The organism is Klebsiella sp. K-Nf6, from assembly GCF_002806655.1.
In the GTDB taxonomy this organism is placed as follows: Bacteria; Pseudomonadota; Gammaproteobacteria; order Enterobacterales; family Enterobacteriaceae; genus Klebsiella; species Klebsiella variicola.
The window spans coordinates 85,334-105,346 of the sequence record NZ_PIBN01000006.1; the positions used below are offsets into that span (position 1 = coordinate 85,334).

The following is a 20,013-nucleotide window of genomic DNA, read 5'->3' on the forward strand; positions in this document are numbered from 1 at the left end:
TTTCCCCCCAACGAATTTATTGAGCTCCGTCACGTCTTGTTGTGCCACATTTTTTGAAACAAATAACTACGATCCTGGTCACTAAAACTAAGTTGCTTAAAAAATAAAATAACGTTTCATAAAAACGAAATGACATTTTATTTATTATAAGGGGTACCCTATGTTAAAACGATCTCTGGTTCTGGCCGCCCTCTGTGGTATGTCTTTTGCGGCGACTGCGGTAACGATAGATTTACGTCATGAATTTATTGATGGCGGCAAGAGCGATAAAAGTAATGCCGACCGCGTCTCCGTTTCCCACCGTTTTGCCAACGGGCTAGGCTTTACCGTCGAGGCCAAATGGCGTTCGGGTGGCGACAACGGTTCGCAGCCCTATTCAGACGTGGTGGGTAATGGTCATGAAGACACCATCAGCTGGCGCTGGAAAGCAACGTCGAACTTTTTCCTCACCCCCGGGTTTACCATTGAGAGCAACGACAGCCGCTCCATCTACAAGCCGCACCTCCACGTGCAATACAGCTTCGACAACGGCTTCTATGTCGCCGCTCGCTATCGCTATGAATACACCCGCTATCCGAACAACGCCGGCAAAGATGATGACAAAGTTAACCGCGGCGACGCGTGGGCCGGGTTTGCGCTCGGCGACTGGCGTACAGAGCTGAACTATGTCTATGCCCGCAGTTCCGAAGGGGTCAGCCGCAACGACAACAAACCCTACTCGCAGGAATATAACGTGAAGGTGGCTTATAAGCTGGATAACAACTGGTCACCGTATGGTGAAATTGGCAACGTCGGGGTGAACGACCGCAGCGATCGTCAGACCCGCTTCCGCGTTGGGGTGGCCTACTCGTTCTGACAGACCATTCAGCCCTCATCGTTTGTTTTCCCCGGCGCCGTCAGCCGGGGTTTTTTATGGGTGAAAGAGAAGGACCAAAAAAAGCCCTCCGCGAAGGAGGGCAAGGCCAGTGACAGAAAGAAGTGTGGCGTGGATCAGGCGCTCAGCATTGGCGGATGCTCGGGTAATTTCGCGATATAGATGGCCGGTTTACCGTCTTTATCGGAGCTGAACAGAATGGCGCTGTCGTCCGGGGTAAACGAGGGGTGTGGGTGAGTCACCTGACGGCTGTTGGCCACCGTCGCCCACGAGGTATCATGACGCGCGACGCGGAAGTAGCGTTTTTGCGCCACGTTAAAGACATACAGATAAGGATCGTTATCAATGGAGTAGCCGCCGGTATCTTTGACATCCACCGGGGTCCCTGAGCCATCGCCCACCAGCAGCGTGCCGTCGAAATTGCTCATCAGATGCGAGCAGGCCGGCATCGTCATCAGGGCCTCGTTGACGCCGCTTTCGGGATCAAAGCGATAGATAGTCCGCCCCTGCTGACCTTTCAGATAGGAGACGTAGATCAGCGCCGAACCGTCCGGTACCCAGAATTCATGGGTGCAGCTTTCGCCCGGGGCATGCGTTTTCACTTTGCGGACGTGGCTGCCATCTTCATTGACCAGCCACATGCGGGCATCCACCAGATCGTGCGGCCCTTCATGGCAGAAGGCGACGGTGTGGTCGTCGAAGGGACGATAGATCGGGTGTCCCAGCCAGATTTTTTCCTCATGGATCACCTGGCTCTCTCCGCTGTGCAGGTCGACGCGCAGCAGGCGGCAGTGCGGTCCTTTGTGGAAGAAGTCATGGAAAATCTGCCAGTCGTTGAGCGGCGTCCAGTCGCTTTTCGCAATCTCAATGCCCACCAGTTTGCTGCAATCGCTGTTTGCCACCCAGGTGCCGTAGCCGACCCAGTCATCACTGACGCGATAAACTTCGCGCTCGGCGAGGGTGGTCAGGTTCACCTCCAGCAGGGTGCGGTCATTTTTCACATAGTAAAGCGACTTATCGTCCGGGGAGAGGAAGCCGCCGAAGGTGTTATCCCCGGCGCCTTCCGTCAGCTGGATGGCCTCGGCGCTGGCGATATTCAGCAGATAGTAGTTCCAGTGGCCGTCAAACTCGCCGGCGAACAGTAAATGGCTGCCATCGTTAAAAAAACACTTCTGATAGAAGTAGTTGCGATGACAGGTGACCTCCGGAGGGGTTAAGCGGGTAACTTCCGCTCCGGTATCCGGATCGTGGCTGACCTGATAATTCAGTTTGACCCGCATGCCTTTAGCCATGTAGTGCTCCTTTCTTTCCTGCGATGCCGCTGGACCAGAGGCGTGTCGCTGAGTGATGTGTTTTAAAAGATGAGTGTTAATTTATCAAAACATCGTTTCATTATTTGTGATGCCTCACGCAGTTCAGCGTAATTCCCGCATTTTCAGCGACCTGTTGGCCTGTCTTCTGCCGTCTTTCCAGACAACCGATTGAATCATCATCCTTTTAAAATCGCTTCCGGCCCGGCGCATGCCGCCAGGTGCCTTCGCTTTTTCTTTTTTTGCAATCGACATCATAAAAAATGAAACATCGTTTTAATTATCATTGAAAATGACAAGGGGCGGGGCTAAGATGGCTCCCATCAGCAAAACGGAACTCTGTTTTATTTTCATTATGGTGGGCTATGCCCGAGAGTTCGCCCCACGCTCAGCTCCGCCATCGGCGTTGGCCGGGCCGAGAGAACCTTGCCTGCATGCAGCAGGCTCTGAACGATTAAGGAACACATTATGATTCTTGATGCATTCTCCCTGCAGGGAAAAGTGGCCGTCGTGAGCGGATGCGATACCGGTTTAGGTCAGGGAATGGCCCTCGGGCTGGCGGAAGCGGGTTGCGATATTGTTGGTATCAATATCGTCGAGCCAGTGGAAACCATCGAGCGGGTGACGGCGCTGGGACGCCGCTTTCTCAGCCTGACCGCCGACCTGCGCCAGATCGACGGTATCCCCCAGCTGCTGGAGCGTGCGGTGGCCGAGTTCGGCCATATTGATATTCTCGTCAATAACGCCGGGCTGATCCGCCGTGAGGACGCGCTGGCGTTCAGCGAAAAGGACTGGGACGACGTCATGAACCTGAACATCAAGAGCGTATTTTTTATGTCCCAGGCGGCGGCGAAGCACTTTATCGCCCAGGGCAACGGCGGGAAAATCATTAACATCGCCTCCATGCTGTCTTTCCAGGGCGGGATCCGCGTGCCCTCGTATACGGCGTCCAAAAGCGCGGTGATGGGCGTGACCCGCCTGCTGGCGAACGAATGGGCCAAACACAATATCAACGTCAACGCCATCGCCCCGGGGTATATGGCGACCAATAACACCCAGCAGCTGCGCGCCGACGAGCAGCGTAGCAGCGAAATTCTCGACCGCATTCCCGCCGGGCGCTGGGGCCTGCCGGCCGATCTGATGGGGCCGGTGGTATTCCTTGCCTCCCCAGCTTCCGATTACATCAATGGCTACACGGTGGCGGTGGACGGCGGCTGGCTGGCGCGCTAAACCCCTCCGCGACGGCCGGGGCGGTGAGTATCGCACCGGCCGAGTGAGCAATTATTGTCCATATCAAGAAGTGATAATCGTCCATATTCCATATCGCCTGATTAATGTTACTGCCCTGTATGAACAGGGTTATTCACTATGACAAAGGCATTTTTTGTTACTTCGAAAGTTTAATGTCCATCACAAAACCTCTCCTGCCAGCAAAATAGTCCATATTTTTGGCTTATCCAGCCTGACAAACTCCTCCGCCAGTCACGTACTTTCGTCCTATGTCTTTCTCTGTGTGGCAGGAATAAAAATGACTTCAATCAGTAACGACTCTGCATTAACGCCGCGGACGCAACGTGACACCCGGCGGATGAACTGGTTTGTTTCTATCGCTGCGGCGGTGGCGGGGTTGCTCTTTGGCCTGGATATCGGCGTGATATCCGGGGCGCTACCCTTTATTACCGACCACTTCACCTTATCCAGCCAGCTTCAGGAGTGGGTGGTCAGCAGTATGATGTTGGGGGCGGCGATCGGTGCGCTGTTTAATGGCTGGCTGTCGTTCCGCCTTGGCCGTAAATACAGCCTGATGGCGGGGGCTGTGCTCTTTGTTGCCGGCTCTATCGGCTCCGCTTTTGCCGCCAGCGTGGAGGTGCTGCTGATGGCCCGCGTGGTATTGGGGGTGGCCGTCGGGATCGCTTCTTATACCGCGCCGTTGTATCTCTCCGAGATGGCCAGTGAGAACGTGCGCGGGAAAATGATCAGTATGTATCAGCTGATGGTGACCCTCGGCATTGTGCTGGCGTTTCTTTCCGATACCGCCTTTAGCTACAGCGGTAACTGGCGCGCCATGTTAGGCGTGCTGGCGCTGCCGGCGGTGATCCTGATTATTCTGGTGGTCTTTTTGCCGAACAGCCCGCGCTGGCTGGCGGAGAAGGGGCGTCATATCGAAGCGGAAGAGGTGCTGCGGATGCTGCGCGATACCTCGGAAAAGGCGCGCGATGAACTTAACGAGATCCGCGAGAGCCTGAAGCTGAAGCAGGGCGGCTGGGCATTGTTTAAGATCAATCGTAACGTGCGCCGGGCGGTGTTCCTTGGCATGCTGCTACAGGCGATGCAGCAGTTTACCGGCATGAACATCATCATGTACTACGCGCCGCGTATCTTTAAAATGGCGGGCTTTACCACTACCGAACAGCAGATGATCGCCACCCTGGTGGTGGGCCTGACCTTTATGTTTGCCACCTTTATTGCGGTGTTCACGGTGGATAAAGCGGGTCGTAAGCCGGCGCTGAAAATCGGCTTTAGCGTGATGGCGCTGGGCACCCTGGTGCTGGGCTACTGCCTGATGCAGTTCGACAATGGCACAGCCTCCAGCGGCCTCTCCTGGCTTTCCGTCGGCATGACCATGATGTGTATTGCCGGGTATGCGATGAGCGCGGCGCCGGTGGTGTGGATCCTCTGCTCCGAGATCCAGCCGCTGAAATGCCGCGATTTCGGTATCACCTGCTCGACCACCACCAACTGGGTGTCGAACATGATCATCGGCGCCACCTTCCTGACGCTGCTTGACGCGATTGGCGCCGCCGGCACCTTCTGGCTCTACACGGTGCTCAACGTGGCCTTTATCGGCGTCACCTTCTGGCTGATCCCGGAAACCAAGAATGTCACCCTCGAGCACATTGAGCGCAACCTGATGGCGGGCGAGAAGCTGCGCAACATCGGTAACCGTTAATGTGAGGCGCGCGGCAACCACGGGCTGGCGACTTTGCGCGTCTCCCGATGGTTGTCGCCATGAATGATATGCAGGGCGCTCAGGCGCCCGATGTCGTAGTGCGGCAGCTGCACCGTGGAGAGCGGCGGCAGAAATAGATCGCCAATGCCCACCATATTGTCGTATCCCACCACCGCCACGTCCTGTGGAATGCGTAACCCCTGACCCAGCAGCGTCTGATAGACCATAAACGCGATGCGATCGTTGCCGCAGATCACCGAGTCAAAGCCAGGTTTACCCTCGCGGATATGCGCCAGCACCACCGTCGGGATATCGTGGTAATGCTCATCGCCCTGGCCCATATACGAATGGATCAGATGGTCCGGTTCGATACCCGCCTCCCGGCAGGCGCGCTCCAGCCCCTGGCGGCGGCGGATCGTCGCCAGCTGGCTGGCGGGTAAGTGCAGGCACAGCGGACGACGATAGCCAGCGGCAAGCAGGGCTTTTACCGCGTCGTACTGGCCCTGTTCATCGTCCGGGATATAGCTGGCCACCGGCTGGCTGAGGCTTTCGCAGTTGGCCAGCACGCAGGGCAGGGTCAGCAGTTTGTCCGGCAGCGGCACCTGGCGCAGGCCCATGGTGGTGAAGATGATGCCGTCCGGACGGTGGGAGAGGAGCAGGTCGACCACCGCTTCCGGGCTATCGTCCGAAAACATGTTGACCACAAAGCTGTTCCAGCCATGGGCGCGGGCGGTCTCTTCGATCGAGAGGGTGATCTCCACCGAAAAGGGTGTGGTGACGGTATCCAGCGCCAGCACGCCGATGGTGCTGGGGGTGGCGCGCGCCCCGCGGATCTTCTTCGCCGACAGGTCGGGGACGTAGTTGGTCTCGGCGATGGCGGCCTGCACGCGGGCCAGGGTCTCCGGCTTGAGCCGCTCCGGGGTGTTCAGCGCCCGCGAGACGGTCATCAGAGATACATTCGCCAGTTTTGCTACATCTTTCAGAGACGCCATTTTTTCCTCCGCCGTGGCTGCAGAGTACAGGCTATACAACTAAGTCGCTGATGTAAAAGAGTGAAACGATTTTCTGCTATCGCCGTCGTGAGCGCTGTTGCGGTTAATATTTGATCGCGATCGCATCTCCATTATGTTAACGTTAACTTTTGTGATTAACATCATGTATCGCAGCAAATCCCCCTGCGTTTTGTTTTTTGTTAACGTTACCATAATCGCATTCCTCTAACACGAGAATGTCATGATGAAAGCGCATCACTCACATAGCTACCCGTTGCTCAGTGCCTTACTGTTTTTCTTTTTCGTGACCTGGTCGTCATCCGGCTCCTTGCTCTCCATCTGGCTTCACCAGGAGGTTGGGCTGAAGGCTGGCGATACCGGCTTCATCTACGCCGTACTGTCGGTTTCCGCGCTGTTTGCGCAAGTTTGCTATGGTTTCATCCAGGATAAGCTGGGGCTGCGCAAACATCTGCTCTGGTATATCACCGCGCTGCTGATCCTCTCCGGTCCGGCGTATCTGCTGTTCGGCCACCTGCTGAAGATTAACGTCCTGTTAGGCAGCATCTTCGGCGGGATCTACATCGGCCTGACTTTTAACGGCGGTATTGGCGTGCTGGAATCCTATACCGAGCGCGTGGCGCGTCAGAGCCAGTTTGAATTCGGCAGGGCACGGATGTGGGGCTCGCTTGGCTGGGCGGTGGCCACCTTCTTCGCCGGCCTGCTGTTTAACATCAATCCGCAGCTTAACTTCCTCGTCGCCAGTTGCTCCGGGCTGGTGTTCTTTATCCTGCTGGCGCGGCTGCGGGTCTCCTCGGCGCCGCATGCGATGCAGGAAGCGGTATCGGGCGGCAAGGTGACGCTGGAAGATGCGCTGCGTCTGCTGACGCTGCCGCGGTTCTGGGCGCTGGTCTTTTTCGTCATCGGCACCTGCATCTACGGCGTCTATGACCAGCAGTTCCCGGTCTATTTCTCATCGCAGTTCGCGACCCTGCAGGAAGGCAATGAGATGTATGGTTATCTCAACTCCTTCCAGGTGTTCCTCGAGGCGGCCGGCATGTTCTGCGCGCCGTGGCTGGTGAACCGCATCGGTGCCAAGAACGGCCTGATTTTTGCCGGCATGGTGATGGCGATGCGCATGGTGGCTTCCGGCCTGGTGGAGGGGCCGCTGCTGATCTCCATTACCAAACTGCTGCACGCGGTGGAGCTGCCGATACTGCTGGTGGCTATCTTTAAGTACAACAGCATCAACTTCGATAAACGCCTCTCCTCCACCCTCTATCTGGTGGGTTTCGCCTGCACCAGCTCGATCATTGCCAGCATCTTGTCGCCGCTGGCGGGCTACAGCTATGAAAAATATGGCTTCGCCCAGTCCTATCTGATCATGGGCCTGCTGGTGTTCTGCACCACCTTTATCTCCATCTTCTTGTTGCGCTCCGGTAAATCCTCGGCCGATCCGCTGGTGTCGCAACCTACCGCTATCTGAATCAAAAAGAGTGAAAATGATGACTTACACAATCTCCCGGGCTGAACAGGTACTGCAGAAACAACGCCAGGCGCTTAATCTGCGCTGGTATCCACACTATCACCTGGCGGCCCGCGCCGGGTGGATCAACGACCCTAACGGTCTGGTGTGGTTCGACGGCTGGTACCATGCCTTTTATCAGCATCACCCGTATTCCACCCAGTGGGGGCCGATGCACTGGGGGCACGCGCGCAGTAAGGATCTGGTGCACTGGGAGCACCTGCCGGTGGCGCTGGCGCCGGAAGGGCCGGAAGATAAAGACGGCTGCTTCTCCGGTTCGGCGGTGGTCGATGGCGATACCCTGGCGCTGATTTACACCGGGCATAAGTTCCATGGCGATCCTGGCGACGAAGCCAATCTGTATCAGGTGCAGTGTCTGGCCACCAGCCGCGACGGGATCCACTTTGAGCGCCAGGGGATGGTGGTCGACACCCCTCCAGGCATGCACCACTTCCGCGACCCGAAGGTCTGGCGGGAAGGGGATAGCTGGTACATGATCGTCGGTGCGCGTGAAGGCGATACCGGCCAGGTGCGGCTGTACCGCTCAACCGATCTGCGCCAGTGGCAGGATGCGGGCGTGCTGGATGAAGCGGAAAGCACCATGGGCTACATGTGGGAGTGCCCGGACTTCTTCACCCTCAACGGCAAGCGTGTTCTGATGTTTTCTCCACAGGGGATGCAGGCCGAAGGATTCCGCAACCGCAATCTGTTCCAGAGCGGCTATCTGATCGGCGAGTGGCAGCCGGGGCAGCGTTTTATTCGCCACGGCGAATTCAGGGAGATGGACCACGGCCACGATTTCTATGCCCCGCAAAGCTTCGCCACCCCCGATGGCCGGCGGATCGTGATTGGCTGGCTGGATATGTGGGAATCGCCGCTGCCGGAGCAGCAGGACGGCTGGGCGGGCATGCTCTCCCTGCCGCGCGAGCTGAGCCTGAGCGCGGATAACCGCCTGCAGATGCGCCCGGCGAAAGAAGTAGAGAGCCTGCGCGGCGCCTGGTTCCCGTGGCCGGTCAGTACCCTGAACAACCAGCAGACGACGATGGTCGACAACTGCGAGGCGATGGAGGTGCACCTGCACTGGGACTGCGCCCGCAGCAGCGCTGAGCAGTATGGTCTGCGCTTTGGCGATGGCCTGCGTATCTACGTGGATGCCCAACAGCAGCGTCTGGTGCTGGAGCGGCATTATCCGCAGTTTGGCCTGTGCGGGACGCGCAGCGTGCCGTTGACCGCCGGGGCGGATCTCAACCTGCGGATATTTTTCGATAGCTCTTCGGTTGAGGTTTTCGTCAATGATGGCGAAGCCTGCCTGAGCAGCCGTATCTATCCGCAGGTCCCTTGCCGTGAATTAGCGTTATTTGCCTGGAGCGGCTCAGCTGCATTAACTGAAGCCGGCGCCTGGCAGCTCGAATAATAATAAGGCTGTTGTCGTTAATAACCCGTCTTTGACGATGGGCGGGTTATTATTGCCTGCATCGTCGTGCGTTACCCATTAATAACAAATTCAGTTCATTCCATAATAAAAGGGTTTACCGATGAATAAAATCTGGGTCGGGTGTTTTCTCACGTCTCTGTATCTGCCATCCGTTATGGCGCAGGCGCCATTATCGCTGGAGGAGCGACTGGCGCAAATGGAGCAGCGGCTAAAGGCAACGGAGGCGCGCGCCGCCAGCGCAGAGGCGGAAATTAAGACGCTAAAAGGCCAGCAGCAGGCCACGGCGGTCGCCCGCACGGCGCCGGCTACGCCGCGCCTGCAGCTAAACGACAATGGTGAATTAAAATTTTATGGCGACGTCGAATTTAACCTCGATGGCGCCAGCCGCACCGGCAGTCTGACGTCGGTCAAAACCAGCGCGAATAAAAGCTGGGCGCCGGGCGATAAAGAACGCTGGGATATTAATGGTCGTATTCTGCTGGGGATTGACGGCAGGCGTAATGGCGCTGATGGGCAATATGCCGGATTCAGCGTACAGCCCCTGGCGGATATTAACGGAAAAATGAATCTTGATGATGCGGTATTTTTCTTTGGCCAGCAGGATGACTGGAAAATTAAAATAGGTCGCTTTGAAGCCTGGGATATGTTCCCGCTGAATCAGGACACCTTTATTCAATATTCAGGCAATACCGCTAACGATCTCTATTCCGACGGCTATGGCTATATTTACATGATGAAAGAGGGGCGCGGGCGCAGCAGCAGCGGCGGCAACCTTCTGTTCAGCAAAACGGTGGATAACTGGTATTTCGAGGTTAATACCCTGGTGGAGGACGGCAGTTCGCTGTTTGTCGATCAGAACTATCACGGTAACGCGCTGGAAAACCGCAAAAATGTGGTGTACGTGCGGCCGGTGGCGGTGTGGCAGTCCGGCGCCTGGTCGGCGGCCGCGGCGATAGAGAGCAATCTCGTCAACAATGCTTACGGCTATCAGAACCAGAGCGGACGCTGGGTCGACCAGTCAAACCGCACCGGCTACGGGCTGACCATGAGCTGGAACACCCTGAAAAGCGATCCGCAGGATGGGGCGGTGGTCAACCTGAGTACCGCCCTGCTGGACGCGGCGGACGAAACCGACTTCAGCGCCGGAATTAACGCCCTGTGGCATCGCGTGGAGCTGGGCTATATCTATGCGCACAATAAAATCGACCAGTTCAATATGGCCGGGGTGACCAGCGAATGTGATGGCGACTGCGCAATTCTCGCGCCGGGGCGCTATGACATCCATACCCTGCACACCTCCTGGCAGTTGCCGAATATTATGGCGATGCCGAACTTCAATATTTACCTTGGCGCCTATGCTTCGTGGCTCGATTCCACGGCAGCGAAGAGCGGGAATCCCGATGAACGCTACGGCGCTCGGGTGCGTTTTAAATATTTTTTCTGACAGGATACTCAGGCAGGCTCTCCCGCGGCGGATGCCGCGGGAGCGTTCAGACGGGCAGGTTAGCGCATCGCGCGGCGCAGAATGCGGTCGGTCTGGCGCTGGAAGTCCTCGGCCGCTTCTTCCACCGACTTTTTACCGTAGTCGATGTACTGCAGGGTAGTGCCGAACTGGGCGACAATCTGCGGGTCGTCGAAGTACGGGGAGACCGGCAGGGTCGTGGGCAGGGATTGTGCCAGTTTCAGGCCAGACACCGCCGGATCGTCGGCTTTGATGATCCCGTCCTCGGTCAGGTAGTTGACCGCCGCTTTACTCAGTGGTACCCCACGCTCCAGTCCGAGAATATCCACCCCTTCTTTACTGTTCAGCAGGAAGTTAATCACTTTCGCCGCCGCCTGCGGGTTTTTCGTCGATTTGCCAATCGACAACATTTGCGCAGGCTTGAAGAACAGTCCGGCATCAGTGGCGCCCGACAGCATCGGGTATTCCCCCAGCACCAGCTTCGCCGGCGGCTTCAGGTTATCGGAATATTTGTTGATGGTGGAGTTCCACATGTAGGTGCCGCCCCATTCACCCTGGATCCACGGCTTCATCTCGTACATGTTGCTCTTGCCAAATGAGGCATAGTAGCGGGTGTCCGGCATCACATGGCTGTCGATAAGCTTCTTATACATGCCGAAGAAATCTGCCCACTGCGCTTTGCTGTAGGAGAATTTGCGGCCCTTCTCATCGATGGCCGGCTGATTGTATTTTTGCACCATATAAGAGTTGAGCAGCGCCAGCACGTCCTGGTGTTCGAGCACGACCGGGTAGTACTGTTTCCCGAGCTTGCTTTCGAAGGTTTTGCCCGCCGCCATAAGCTCATCCCAGGTTTTCGGGAAGGCGATGCCCGCCTTTTTCCACGCTTCGTCGTTAAAGTAGAAGACGCGGGCGGTGACGGAAATGGGAATACCGTTAAGCTTGCCGTTGACCGTGGTGGACTGCAGCTCTTTGGCATCGAACTGGCTGAGGTCGATCTCGTCTTTCAGGGTATTGAGATCGTAAAAGCCATCGCCATTTTTCGAAAAGATCGGCAACCAGTTCCAGTTGGTCTGCATCACGTCAGGCTCAGTGCCGCCGGCAATCTGGGTGGTCAGGCGCGAAAGATGGCCGTCCCAGCCGGTGTATTCTGCTTTGACGTTGATATCTGGATGTTGTTTGTGGAATTCCTCCAGCGCCTTGAGGGTGACCTGATGGCGGCCGTTGCCCCCCCACCAGGACATACGAAGGTCGACATCCTTCGCCATTGAAGGTAATGCGGTAAGGCCCAGAGTGGCGGAGATGACGGCGCTTAAAAGCACGTTTTTCATTTTAATACTCCAGTGTTCACAGAGAGAGGTTCTGTTCGGTTTTCGCGTCAAAGATGTGACACTTATTGAGATCAAATTTGAAATACACCTTGCGATGAAGGCCCTTCTCGAGCATGGGTTTCGCTTCATCGGACGGCACGCGGGCGGTCAGCTCATAATCAGCAACCTTCAGATAAACAAAGAATTCATGTCCCATGTTTTCCACACGTACCATTTCACCCGTGCAGGAGCCCTCGGCAAAGGGTTCATTGGAGAGAGAGACAAACTCCGGGCGCACGCCAAAGAAAACCTGCTGATTCTTATGGGGCTCAACTTTGCTTTGCAGCAGGTCGTTGAGCGGCAGTCGCTGATCGCCCAGCGTCAGATGCAGGCGACCGTCGTGCTCAACCAGCTGGCTGGGGCGAATATTCATCTCCGGCGCGCCGATGAACCCGGCGACAAACATATTTTTCGGCTGGTGGTAGAGATTGTCTGGCGTATCAACCTGCATAATGTGGCCGAGCTTCATCACGCAGATGCGGTCGCCCATGGTCATCGCTTCCGTCTGATCGTGGGTGACGTAGACGGTGGTCGCCGGTTTGCCGGATTTTTTCAACTGCTTATGCAGATCGGAAATGCGGATCCGCATCGAGGCGCGCAGTTTGGCGTCAAGGTTGGAGAGCGGTTCGTCGAACAGGAAAACGTCCGGTTTTTTGACGATCGCCCGACCCACCGCCACGCGCTGCGCCTGGCCGCCGGAGAGCTGGCGCGGCAGGCGATCGAGCAGTTCTTCCAGTTCGAGAATTTTCGCCGCTTCTTCCACCTGTCTGTCGATTTGCGCCTTCGGCAGCTTGCTCAGCTTCAGGCCGAAGGCGAGGTTTTCGCGCACCGTCATATGCGGATAGAGGGCGTAGTTCTGGAACACCATCGCGATGCCACGTGATTTTGGCGCCAGGTTGTTGACGATTTTGTCCCCAATCCGCACCTCGCCGCCGCTGATGGTTTCCAGACCCGCCAGCATGCGCAGGGTGGTCGATTTGGCGCAGCCGGAGGGGCCGACGATCACCATAAATTCGCCATCGGCAATCTTCAGGTCGATACCATGCACCGCTTTAAACCCGTTGGAGTAAACTTTTTCCAGTTTGTTGAAAATGACTTCAGCCATGATATTTCCCTCTTAACCTTTGATTCCGCTGCTGGTCACGCCCTGCACGAAGTAGCGTTGAGCCAGGAAGAAGACAATGATGGACGGCAGAATGGAGATACTCGCCATTGCCAGAATTTCGTTCCACGGCGCGCCTTCCGTGACGTCGATAGACATTTTTAGCGCCAGCGCGATGGGATACTTATCGACGCTGTAGACGTAGATCAGCGGACCGATAAAGTCGTTCATCGACCACATGAACTGGAACAGCGCCACCGAGATAATGGCCGGCTTGAGGATCGGCACGACCACGTACCACAGCACCTGAATGGAGTTGCAGCCGTCGATCTGCGCTGCTTCTTCCATATCGCGTGGGACGCCACGCAGAAACTGGATCAGCATGAAGACAAAGAATCCCTGGGTGGCGAAGGCCAGCGGCAGGTACAGCGGCAGATAGCTGTTCAGCATCCCCATTTCACGGAACATCAGGTACTGCGGGATCAGCAGGACGGTGCTCGGCAGCAGCATGGTGGTGATGAGCGTCGCGAACCAGAACTTCTTCCACGGGATCTCAAAGCGTGCAAAGCCGTACGCCACAATGGTGGAGGAGATGATCGTTAACACCACCTTCGGGATCACATACTTAAAGGTGTTAAGCATATAGTGGCCGAAATGGTATTCGGTGCCGGTCTTCCAGCCGTTGATAAACCCGTCCCAGGTTGCGTGGGCAGGCCACAGTCCGAGGGTGGTGAAGATCTCATGGTTCGGCTTGAACGAGGCGGAGAACATCCATGCCAGCGGGTAGAGCATCAGCAGGCCGACGAATATCAACACGACGTAGCGCACCACCCGACTCACTTTTTCCCGACGCAGCGTACGAGCGACCTCACGATCGGCGTTGCTCATTACCGGCGTCATCTGTTGAATATCAGCCATTTTTGCCTCCCTTATCGGCGGAGTAGAAGACCCAGTATTTCGATGACTTAAAGGCTATCGATGCAAAGACCGCGACGACGAGGAACAGCACCCACGCCAGCGCGGCGCCATAGCCCATGTCGAAGTACTTAAAGGCGGTATCGTAGATATAGAGTGAGAACAGGTAGGTGTAATAGGTCGGGCCGCCGCCGGTTATCACGTACGGGCCGGTAAACTCCTGGAACGCCTGAGTGGTCTGCATAATAAAGTTGAAGAAAATGACCGGGGTGATCAGCGGTACGGTGACCTTCATGAACATCTGCCACTTTGAGGCGCCGTCGATCATCGCCGCCTCATACTGCGACTGCGGAACGTTCTGCAGCGCGGCGAGGAAGATGACCATCGCGGAGCCAAACTGCCAGACGCGCAGCAGGGTGACCGACATCAGCGCCAGCGAAGGCTCCCCCAGCCAGTTGACGGCATCGATGCCAAAGACGGCGAGGAAGCTATTCAGCAGGCCGTCAATGGCGAACAGGGCGCGCCACAGCACGGCAATAGCCACCGAGCTGCCGAGAATCGACGGAATGTAGTAGGCGGTACGGAAAAAGCCGATGCCGCGCAGTTTGAAATTGAGCACAAAAGCAATGCCGAGGGCGAAAGCCAGTTTTAAGGGAATAGTTAAAAAAACGTAGGCAAAGGTCACGCCCATCGATTTCCAGAACAGGCTGTCCTCGGTCAACATATAGCGATAGTTTTCGATGCCGTTAAATACCGGCGGGCTCATCAAGTCGTACTCAGTAAAACTGAGAAAGAAAGATGAAACAAAGGGAAAAGCGGTAAAGACGATCAGCCCGATGATATAGGGCGATATCCATGCCAATCCCAGCAGCTTGTTTTCATTCATACATACCTACCTGGCTTACGCGTTGTAATACGGATTCGGTGATGCGCCGCTGTCGGCCTTTTACTGCCGACAACGCAAAAGTGTCTGAACGTTTTCTCCGATTAACATTTCCTTGTTAATAAATGGGTTAGCCTCTAACCGGGCCGGCAAATAGCGTGCTTTCAGGCTCGCTTTTATACGGCTATATTTTTTATAAAACACCGTTTTAATTTCATTTTATTGCAATTTGTTTCTGCGTCATGCAGATCTGGGCGGAAATGTGATCAAAGTCGAAACGATGTTTCAAAAAGGTGAGGTGGTAAGCATTTTAGGGGCCTGCGGGAGCCTGAAAAGAATGAAGGTTCAGCGTTAACTGAGCGAAAAATATTATTACCAGGATAATGATTGTGACGGCATCTTTTTTAATGCCTGCGGTAAGACGTAAACCGGGGACGGTGAACGCCCCCGTCATGGATCAGCGTGAGAGAAAATCTTCGCGGACCGGCGTGAAGGTATCGAGCAGCGTGCCGGGCTGCAGGCAGACGCAGCCGTGCATGATCCCTGGCTGCTTATACAACGTATCGCCGGCACTGACGACGCGCGTCTCCTCGCCGATGGTGAATTCAAACTCACCGGAGAGCACATAGGTGAGCTGTTCGTGGGGATGGTTATGCATCGGGCCGACGGCGCCGGCGGCAAAATTCACCTCCACGGCCATCATTTTTCCGTCGTGGGCCAGAATGCGGCGGGTTACGCCATTGCCGAGGTCTTCAAGGGTGGTGTCTTTATGGAAAATAAACATCGGGCGGTCCTGTTGTTAAAGTGAAACATTGTTTCATTTAACTTATCCCACTCTTCATAAAAAAGAAATACACGGCCAGAGAAGTGGAAAGTTGATCACAAGTTTGCTTCACTGGCAGAAACGACATAAGGAGCAGAAGATGAAAACCATTGGCCTGTTAGGCGGCATGAGCTGGGAGTCAACGATCCCCTATTATCGGTTGATCAATGAGGGCGTTAAGGCGCGACTGGGCGGCCTGCACTCTGCCAGCCTGGTGCTGCACAGCGTCGATTTTCACGACATCGAAGCCTGCCAGTCCGCTGGCGACTGGGAGCGCGCCGGGGCGATCCTTGCCGACGCCGCGGTCGGGCTGCAGCAGGCGGGGGCCGAAGGCATTGTCCTGTGTACCAACACCATGCATAAAGTCGCGGATGCCATCGCCGCCCGCTGCCAGGTTCCCTTCCTGCATATCGCCGATGCCACCGGGCGGGCGATAGCTGCCAAAGGCCAGCGCCGGGTCGCGCTGCTGGGCACCCGCTATACCATGGAGCAGACCTTTTACCGCGGCCGTCTGCAGGAGCAGTTTGCCATCGAGACGCTGATCCCCGAGGCCGACGATCGGGCGCGGATCAATCAGATCATCTTCGACGAGCTCTGTCTCGGCACCTTCAGCGAGGCGTCGCGGGATTATTATCTGCAGGTGATCGCCGCCCTGGCGGAGCAGGGGGCGGAAGGGGTTATTTTCGGCTGTACGGAAATTGGCCTGCTGGTGCCTGCCGAGCTCAGCCCGCTGCCGGTCTTTGACACTGCGGCGATCCACGCAGAAGACGCGGTCAACTTTATGCTCTCTGCAGGACCGACGCCAGCGGCGTGAGGATCTGCGGCAGACTCTCCTGCAGGTGTGCAACAAAGGCGTCGACCAGTGCCGATCGCGGGCGGTGGAGCGGGCGGATCAGGCTGACGGTAAACGGCACCTCGACGCTAAAGCGGCGCACCACCACGCCGCTATCGGCATAATCCAGGGCGGTCAAGGGATTCACCACCGAGATCCCGGCGCCGGCGCGCACCATGGCGCAGATCGAGGCCGCGCTGTGGGTTTCGACCACCATCCGCCGTTTAACCTGATGCTCGAGGAACAGGGCGTCGAGCAGCTGGCGATAGCTGTCGGTGCGCGACAGGCTGATGTAGTTTTCGCCCTGAAAATCGGCGGGGGTCAGCGTCGTCTGCACCGCCAGCGGATGGCCGGCAGGCAGCACGCAGACTTCATTCAGCGTCAGCAGCGGGGTGCGTTCGGTGCCCGCCGGGGTATGCAGGGTCTCCGTCAGGCCGAGGTCATGGCGCTGGGCGGAGAGCCACTCCTCCAGCAGCGGCGACTCCTGGGGGACGATCTGCAGGCTGACCTCCGGGTAGCGAGCGAGAAAGGGCGGCAACAGCAGCGGCAGAAAGGACTGGGAAAAGACCGGCAGGCAGGCGATCGACAGCTCGCCCTGGCGGAACTCGCGCAGGCTCTCGGCGGCGCTGACGATGCGGTCCAGGCCGTACCAGGAACGCTGAACCTCCTCAAACAAACGCAGGCCCTGCACCGTCGGTTGCAGGCGACCGCGGGTCCGCTCAAACAGCTGCAGGCCGAGCACTTTCTCAAAGCGCGCCAGCTCGCGGCTGACCGTGGGTTGTGAGGTGTGCAGCATCCGCGCCGCTTCGGTCAGATTGCCGGTGGTCATCACCGCGTGAAAGATTTCGATATGACGCAAATTAACGGCTGGCATGCGGTCTCCATGAGGCTCGGCTGTAACCATATCATTTTTGCATAGAGTCGCGATAAAACGATATTTTTTATTCGTCCGCCACTGTGGCGTAATCGAAAAAAAACAGCGACCAACACACGCACTGCACCGGAGTTCTTATGCCACACTCGCTTTACGCCACCGATACTGACCTGACCGCGGATAACCTGCTGCGCCTGCCCGCGGAATTTGGCTGTCCAGTCTGGGTCTATGATGCGCAGATTATTCGCCGCCAGATTGCCCAGCTCAGCCAGTTTGACGTGGTACGTTTTGCGCAAAAAGCCTGCTCTAACATTCATATTCTGCGTCTGATGCGTGAGCAGGGGGTGAAGGTGGACTCGGTGTCGCTGGGGGAGATCGAGCGGGCGCTGGCGGCGGGCTACGATCCGCAGCAGAATCCAGAGGATATCGTCTTTACCGCCGATCTGATCGACGACGCCACCCTCGATCGCGTCAAGGCGTTACAGATCCCGGTGAACGCCGGCTCGATCGACATGCTGAGCCAGCTGGGCGAGGTGTCGCCGGGCCATCGCGTCTGGCTGCGCGTCAACCCGGGCTTTGGTCACGGCCACAGCCAGAAAACCAATACCGGCGGGGAGAACAGCAAGCATGGCATCTGGTACAGCCACCTGCCGGCGGCGCTGGAAGTGATGCGTCGCTATCAGCTGCAGCTGGTCGGGATCCATATGCATATTGGCTCTGGCGTTGACTACGGTCACCTGGAGCAGGTGTGCGGCGCGATGGTGCGTCAGGTCGTCGACTTTGGCCAGGATCTGCAGGCCATCTCCGCCGGCGGCGGTCTGTCGATTCCTTACCGCGAAGGCGAAGAGGCCATCGACACCGCCCACTATTATGGCCTGTGGAACCGCGCCAGGGAGCAGATCGCGGCCCATCTGGGGCACCCGGTGAAACTGGAGATTGAACCCGGACGCTTCCTGGTGGCCGAGTCCGGCGTGCTGGTGTCGCAGGTGCGCAGCGTGAAAGAGATGGGCAGCCGTCACTTTGTGCTGATTGACGCCGGCTTTAACGACCTGATGCGCCCGGCGATGTACGGCAGCTATCACCATATCACCGCTCTGGCGGCGGATGGTCGCGATCTTAGCGCCGCGTCGCAGGTGGAAACCGTGGTGGCCGGGCCGCTGTGCGAATCCGGGGACGTCTTTACCCAGCAGGAAGGGGGCAAAGTCGAGACCCGCCTGCTGCCGGCGGTGGTGCCTGGGGACTATCTGGTGCTCCATGACACCGGCGCCTACGGGGCTTCGATGTCATCCAACTATAACAGCCGTCCGCTGCTGCCGGAGGTGCTGTTTGATGGCGGCAAGGCGCGGCTGATCCGCCGTCGCCAGACCATTCAGGAGCTGCTGGCCTTAGAGCTTATTTAAAAAAGGTCCCGTCGTTACCGACTCGCGCAACACCAGCGTGCCGGTAAACGGCGGGATCGTTTCTATCGGCTGCTGGTTAGCAAGCTTGATCGCCTGATCGATAGCCGTGGTGATCATGTTGTCGATCGGCAGATAGACCGTCGACAGCCCCGGCTCCAGCCATTTCGCGCTTGGCGCATCGTCGAAGCCAAACAGTGACACATCCTGTGGAATACGCAGCCCCGCCTGATGCAGCGCCTTTGACGCCCCCAGCGCCATATCATCGTTACAGGAAAACAGCGCGCTAAAGCGGGCTTTCTCGTCCAGCAGTTCCCGGCACAGTTCGTAGCCGCGGGTCATCGTCGAGTCCCCGTACTTCACCCGGCTCGGATCCCACTCAATACCATGTTTTATCAGCGCGTTGCGGTAGCCCTGCAGGCGAGCCTGGCCGGTAGGGGTGTGCATCGGGACGGTCATGCAGGCGATATCGCGGTGGCCCTGGGTAATCAGATACTCCACGGCCTGAAAGGCGGCTTCCTGCTGCTCGAAGAACACGCAGCGTTCGCGGGCCTGCGCCACATCGCGGTTAATCACCACCAGCGGCATGGCGATCGAATTAATCAGCGACATGATCGCCTTTTCGCTCATGTGCCGGGTATAGAGGATGATCGCATCGCATTGCCGGTCGGCGAGCATCTGCACCGCTTCCTCTTCGCGCTCCGGCGTATCATGGCCGTCAGTGACGATAAGCTGCTTTCCCCAGGCTTCCGTCTGGCGTGAAGCCTGCTGCAGCAGACGGCCAAAGTAGAACCCGTCAAAGGTGGAGACGACCAGCCCGATACTATTGCTGGTCTGATTGGCCAGCGAGCGCGCGAGAAAATTCGGCCGGTAGCCCAGCTCTTCCATCGCTTTAAAGACCTGTTGGCGGGTGCTCTCTTTCACCTGACCTGTGCCGTTCAACACGCGGGAAACCGTCGCTTTCGAGACGCCTGCGCGAATTGAGACATCCAGCATTGTAGCCATTCATCGATTCCTGATTTCACGTGGTAAGGCGCAGTTTATCACAGACCGAAAAGGGACATATCGACGGGGCGGGGCGGAAAAACCATCGCGATCACGCTTTTGGCAGGAACTGACGAGCCGGCATAGTCTGGTATGCCAATGTCGATTTTATCAGTTATTTGGGATACCACACTGCGCGTTGCGAGCGCTGTCACAGAACTTTTTTTGCCTGGCGACTATGTTTTGGTATGCCAAAAGTCTCTGGCTGTTCACCTGGCCGCAATAAGCCCT

Annotated in this window: 19 protein-coding genes; 9 read left to right on the forward strand and 10 right to left on the reverse strand. The window is 57.1% G+C overall.

Annotated elements, in window-relative coordinates; genetic code table 11:
* Positions 1–160: 160 nt before the first annotated feature.
* Positions 161–856, forward strand: coding sequence for a KdgM family porin OmpK26 (gene ompK26, locus CWM61_RS12155; RefSeq protein WP_012967271.1), 696 nt, complete (start codon positions 161–163; stop codon positions 854–856).
* 134 nt (positions 857–990) lie between these two features.
* Here ompK26 and CWM61_RS12160 read toward each other — a convergent pair whose 3' ends face one another.
* Both CWM61_RS12160 and CWM61_RS29200 read right to left on the reverse strand, forming a co-directional pair.
* Positions 991–2,166, reverse strand: a complete 1,176-nt coding sequence (locus CWM61_RS12160) for an oligogalacturonate lyase family protein (RefSeq protein ID WP_012967272.1) — start codon at positions 2,164–2,166, stop codon at positions 991–993.
* A gap of 123 nt (positions 2,167–2,289) precedes the next feature.
* Positions 2,290–2,442, reverse strand: coding sequence for a hypothetical protein (locus CWM61_RS29200; RefSeq protein WP_165784155.1), 153 nt, complete (start codon positions 2,440–2,442; stop codon positions 2,290–2,292).
* Between the two features lie 210 nt (positions 2,443–2,652).
* Between CWM61_RS29200 and kduD the strand changes: the two genes are divergently transcribed.
* On the forward strand, positions 2,653–3,414 hold the full coding sequence (gene kduD / locus CWM61_RS12165; RefSeq protein ID WP_057213035.1) for a 2-dehydro-3-deoxy-D-gluconate 5-dehydrogenase KduD: 762 nt from the start codon (positions 2,653–2,655) through the stop codon (positions 3,412–3,414).
* A gap of 298 nt (positions 3,415–3,712) precedes the next feature.
* Positions 3,713–5,134 carry an arabinose-proton symporter AraE gene (araE, locus tag CWM61_RS12170; RefSeq protein WP_061153401.1) on the forward strand — a complete coding sequence of 474 codons (1,422 nt, stop codon included), beginning with the start codon at positions 3,713–3,715 and terminating at the stop codon, positions 5,132–5,134.
* On the opposite strand, the gene CWM61_RS12175 is transcribed toward araE, so the two are convergent.
* Entirely contained in the window at positions 5,131–6,126 is a 996-nt protein-coding gene (locus CWM61_RS12175) for a LacI family DNA-binding transcriptional regulator (protein WP_100631295.1), read from the reverse strand. The genes araE and CWM61_RS12175 overlap by 4 nt on opposite strands.
* Before the next feature lie 94 nt (positions 6,127–6,220).
* Here CWM61_RS12175 and CWM61_RS29205 point away from each other — a divergent pair, with 94 nt between their 5' ends.
* The 4 genes from CWM61_RS29205 to CWM61_RS12190 all read left to right on the forward strand — a co-directional run bounded on the left by CWM61_RS29205 (position 6,221) and on the right by CWM61_RS12190 (position 10,527).
* Positions 6,221–6,355, forward strand: a complete 135-nt coding sequence (locus CWM61_RS29205; protein WP_165784157.1) for a hypothetical protein — start codon at positions 6,221–6,223, stop codon at positions 6,353–6,355.
* A gap of 12 nt (positions 6,356–6,367) precedes the next feature.
* The gene (locus tag CWM61_RS12180) at positions 6,368–7,609 is read left to right on the forward strand and encodes an MFS transporter (RefSeq protein ID WP_074387650.1); all 1,242 of its coding nucleotides are present in this window, start codon (positions 6,368–6,370) and stop codon (positions 7,607–7,609) included.
* Positions 7,610–7,628: 19 nt separating this feature from the next.
* Positions 7,629–9,062 carry a glycoside hydrolase family 32 protein gene (locus CWM61_RS12185; RefSeq protein ID WP_100631383.1) on the forward strand — a complete coding sequence of 478 codons (1,434 nt, stop codon included), beginning with the start codon at positions 7,629–7,631 and terminating at the stop codon, positions 9,060–9,062.
* A gap of 121 nt (positions 9,063–9,183) precedes the next feature.
* On the forward strand, positions 9,184–10,527 hold the full coding sequence (locus tag CWM61_RS12190; protein ID WP_074387651.1) for a carbohydrate porin: 1,344 nt from the start codon (positions 9,184–9,186) through the stop codon (positions 10,525–10,527).
* Between the two features lie 59 nt (positions 10,528–10,586).
* Here the strand turns inward: CWM61_RS12190 and CWM61_RS12195 are convergent, their stop codons facing one another.
* The 5 genes from CWM61_RS12195 to CWM61_RS12215 all read right to left on the reverse strand — a co-directional run bounded on the left by CWM61_RS12195 (position 10,587) and on the right by CWM61_RS12215 (position 15,596).
* Positions 10,587–11,873 carry an ABC transporter substrate-binding protein gene (locus CWM61_RS12195; protein WP_100631296.1) on the reverse strand — a complete coding sequence of 429 codons (1,287 nt, stop codon included), beginning with the start codon at positions 11,871–11,873 and terminating at the stop codon, positions 10,587–10,589.
* A 16-nt stretch (positions 11,874–11,889) separates the two neighbouring features.
* Positions 11,890–13,017, reverse strand: a complete 1,128-nt coding sequence (locus CWM61_RS12200) for an ABC transporter ATP-binding protein (RefSeq protein WP_100631297.1) — start codon at positions 13,015–13,017, stop codon at positions 11,890–11,892.
* A gap of 12 nt (positions 13,018–13,029) precedes the next feature.
* Positions 13,030–13,932 carry a carbohydrate ABC transporter permease gene (locus tag CWM61_RS12205; protein WP_023323240.1) on the reverse strand — a complete coding sequence of 301 codons (903 nt, stop codon included), beginning with the start codon at positions 13,930–13,932 and terminating at the stop codon, positions 13,030–13,032.
* Complete coding sequence (locus CWM61_RS12210) at positions 13,925–14,815, reverse strand: carbohydrate ABC transporter permease (protein ID WP_004205419.1); 891 nt, start codon at positions 14,813–14,815, stop codon at positions 13,925–13,927. Before CWM61_RS12210 ends, CWM61_RS12205 begins: the two co-directional genes overlap by 8 nt.
* Before the next feature lie 454 nt (positions 14,816–15,269).
* Entirely contained in the window at positions 15,270–15,596 is a 327-nt protein-coding gene (locus CWM61_RS12215; RefSeq protein ID WP_012540645.1) for a cupin domain-containing protein, read from the reverse strand.
* 139 nt (positions 15,597–15,735) lie between these two features.
* Between CWM61_RS12215 and CWM61_RS12220 the strand changes: the two genes are divergently transcribed.
* A complete protein-coding gene (locus CWM61_RS12220) occupies positions 15,736–16,449 on the forward strand; it encodes an aspartate/glutamate racemase (protein WP_074387652.1) in 714 nt (237 codons plus the stop codon).
* Here the strand turns inward: CWM61_RS12220 and CWM61_RS12225 are convergent.
* The gene (locus CWM61_RS12225) at positions 16,415–17,341 is read right to left on the reverse strand and encodes a LysR family transcriptional regulator (protein WP_012967277.1); all 927 of its coding nucleotides are present in this window, start codon (positions 17,339–17,341) and stop codon (positions 16,415–16,417) included. The genes CWM61_RS12220 and CWM61_RS12225 overlap by 35 nt on opposite strands.
* A 137-nt stretch (positions 17,342–17,478) precedes the next feature.
* On the opposite strand from CWM61_RS12225, the gene lysA reads away from it, so the two are divergent.
* A complete protein-coding gene (gene lysA / locus CWM61_RS12230) occupies positions 17,479–18,741 on the forward strand; it encodes a diaminopimelate decarboxylase (RefSeq protein WP_023340698.1) in 1,263 nt (420 codons plus the stop codon).
* On the opposite strand, the gene CWM61_RS12235 is transcribed toward lysA, so the two are convergent.
* On the reverse strand, positions 18,727–19,734 hold the full coding sequence (locus CWM61_RS12235) for a LacI family DNA-binding transcriptional regulator (protein WP_162708846.1): 1,008 nt from the start codon (positions 19,732–19,734) through the stop codon (positions 18,727–18,729). The genes lysA and CWM61_RS12235 overlap by 15 nt on opposite strands.
* Positions 19,735–20,013: the final 279 nt, after the last annotated feature.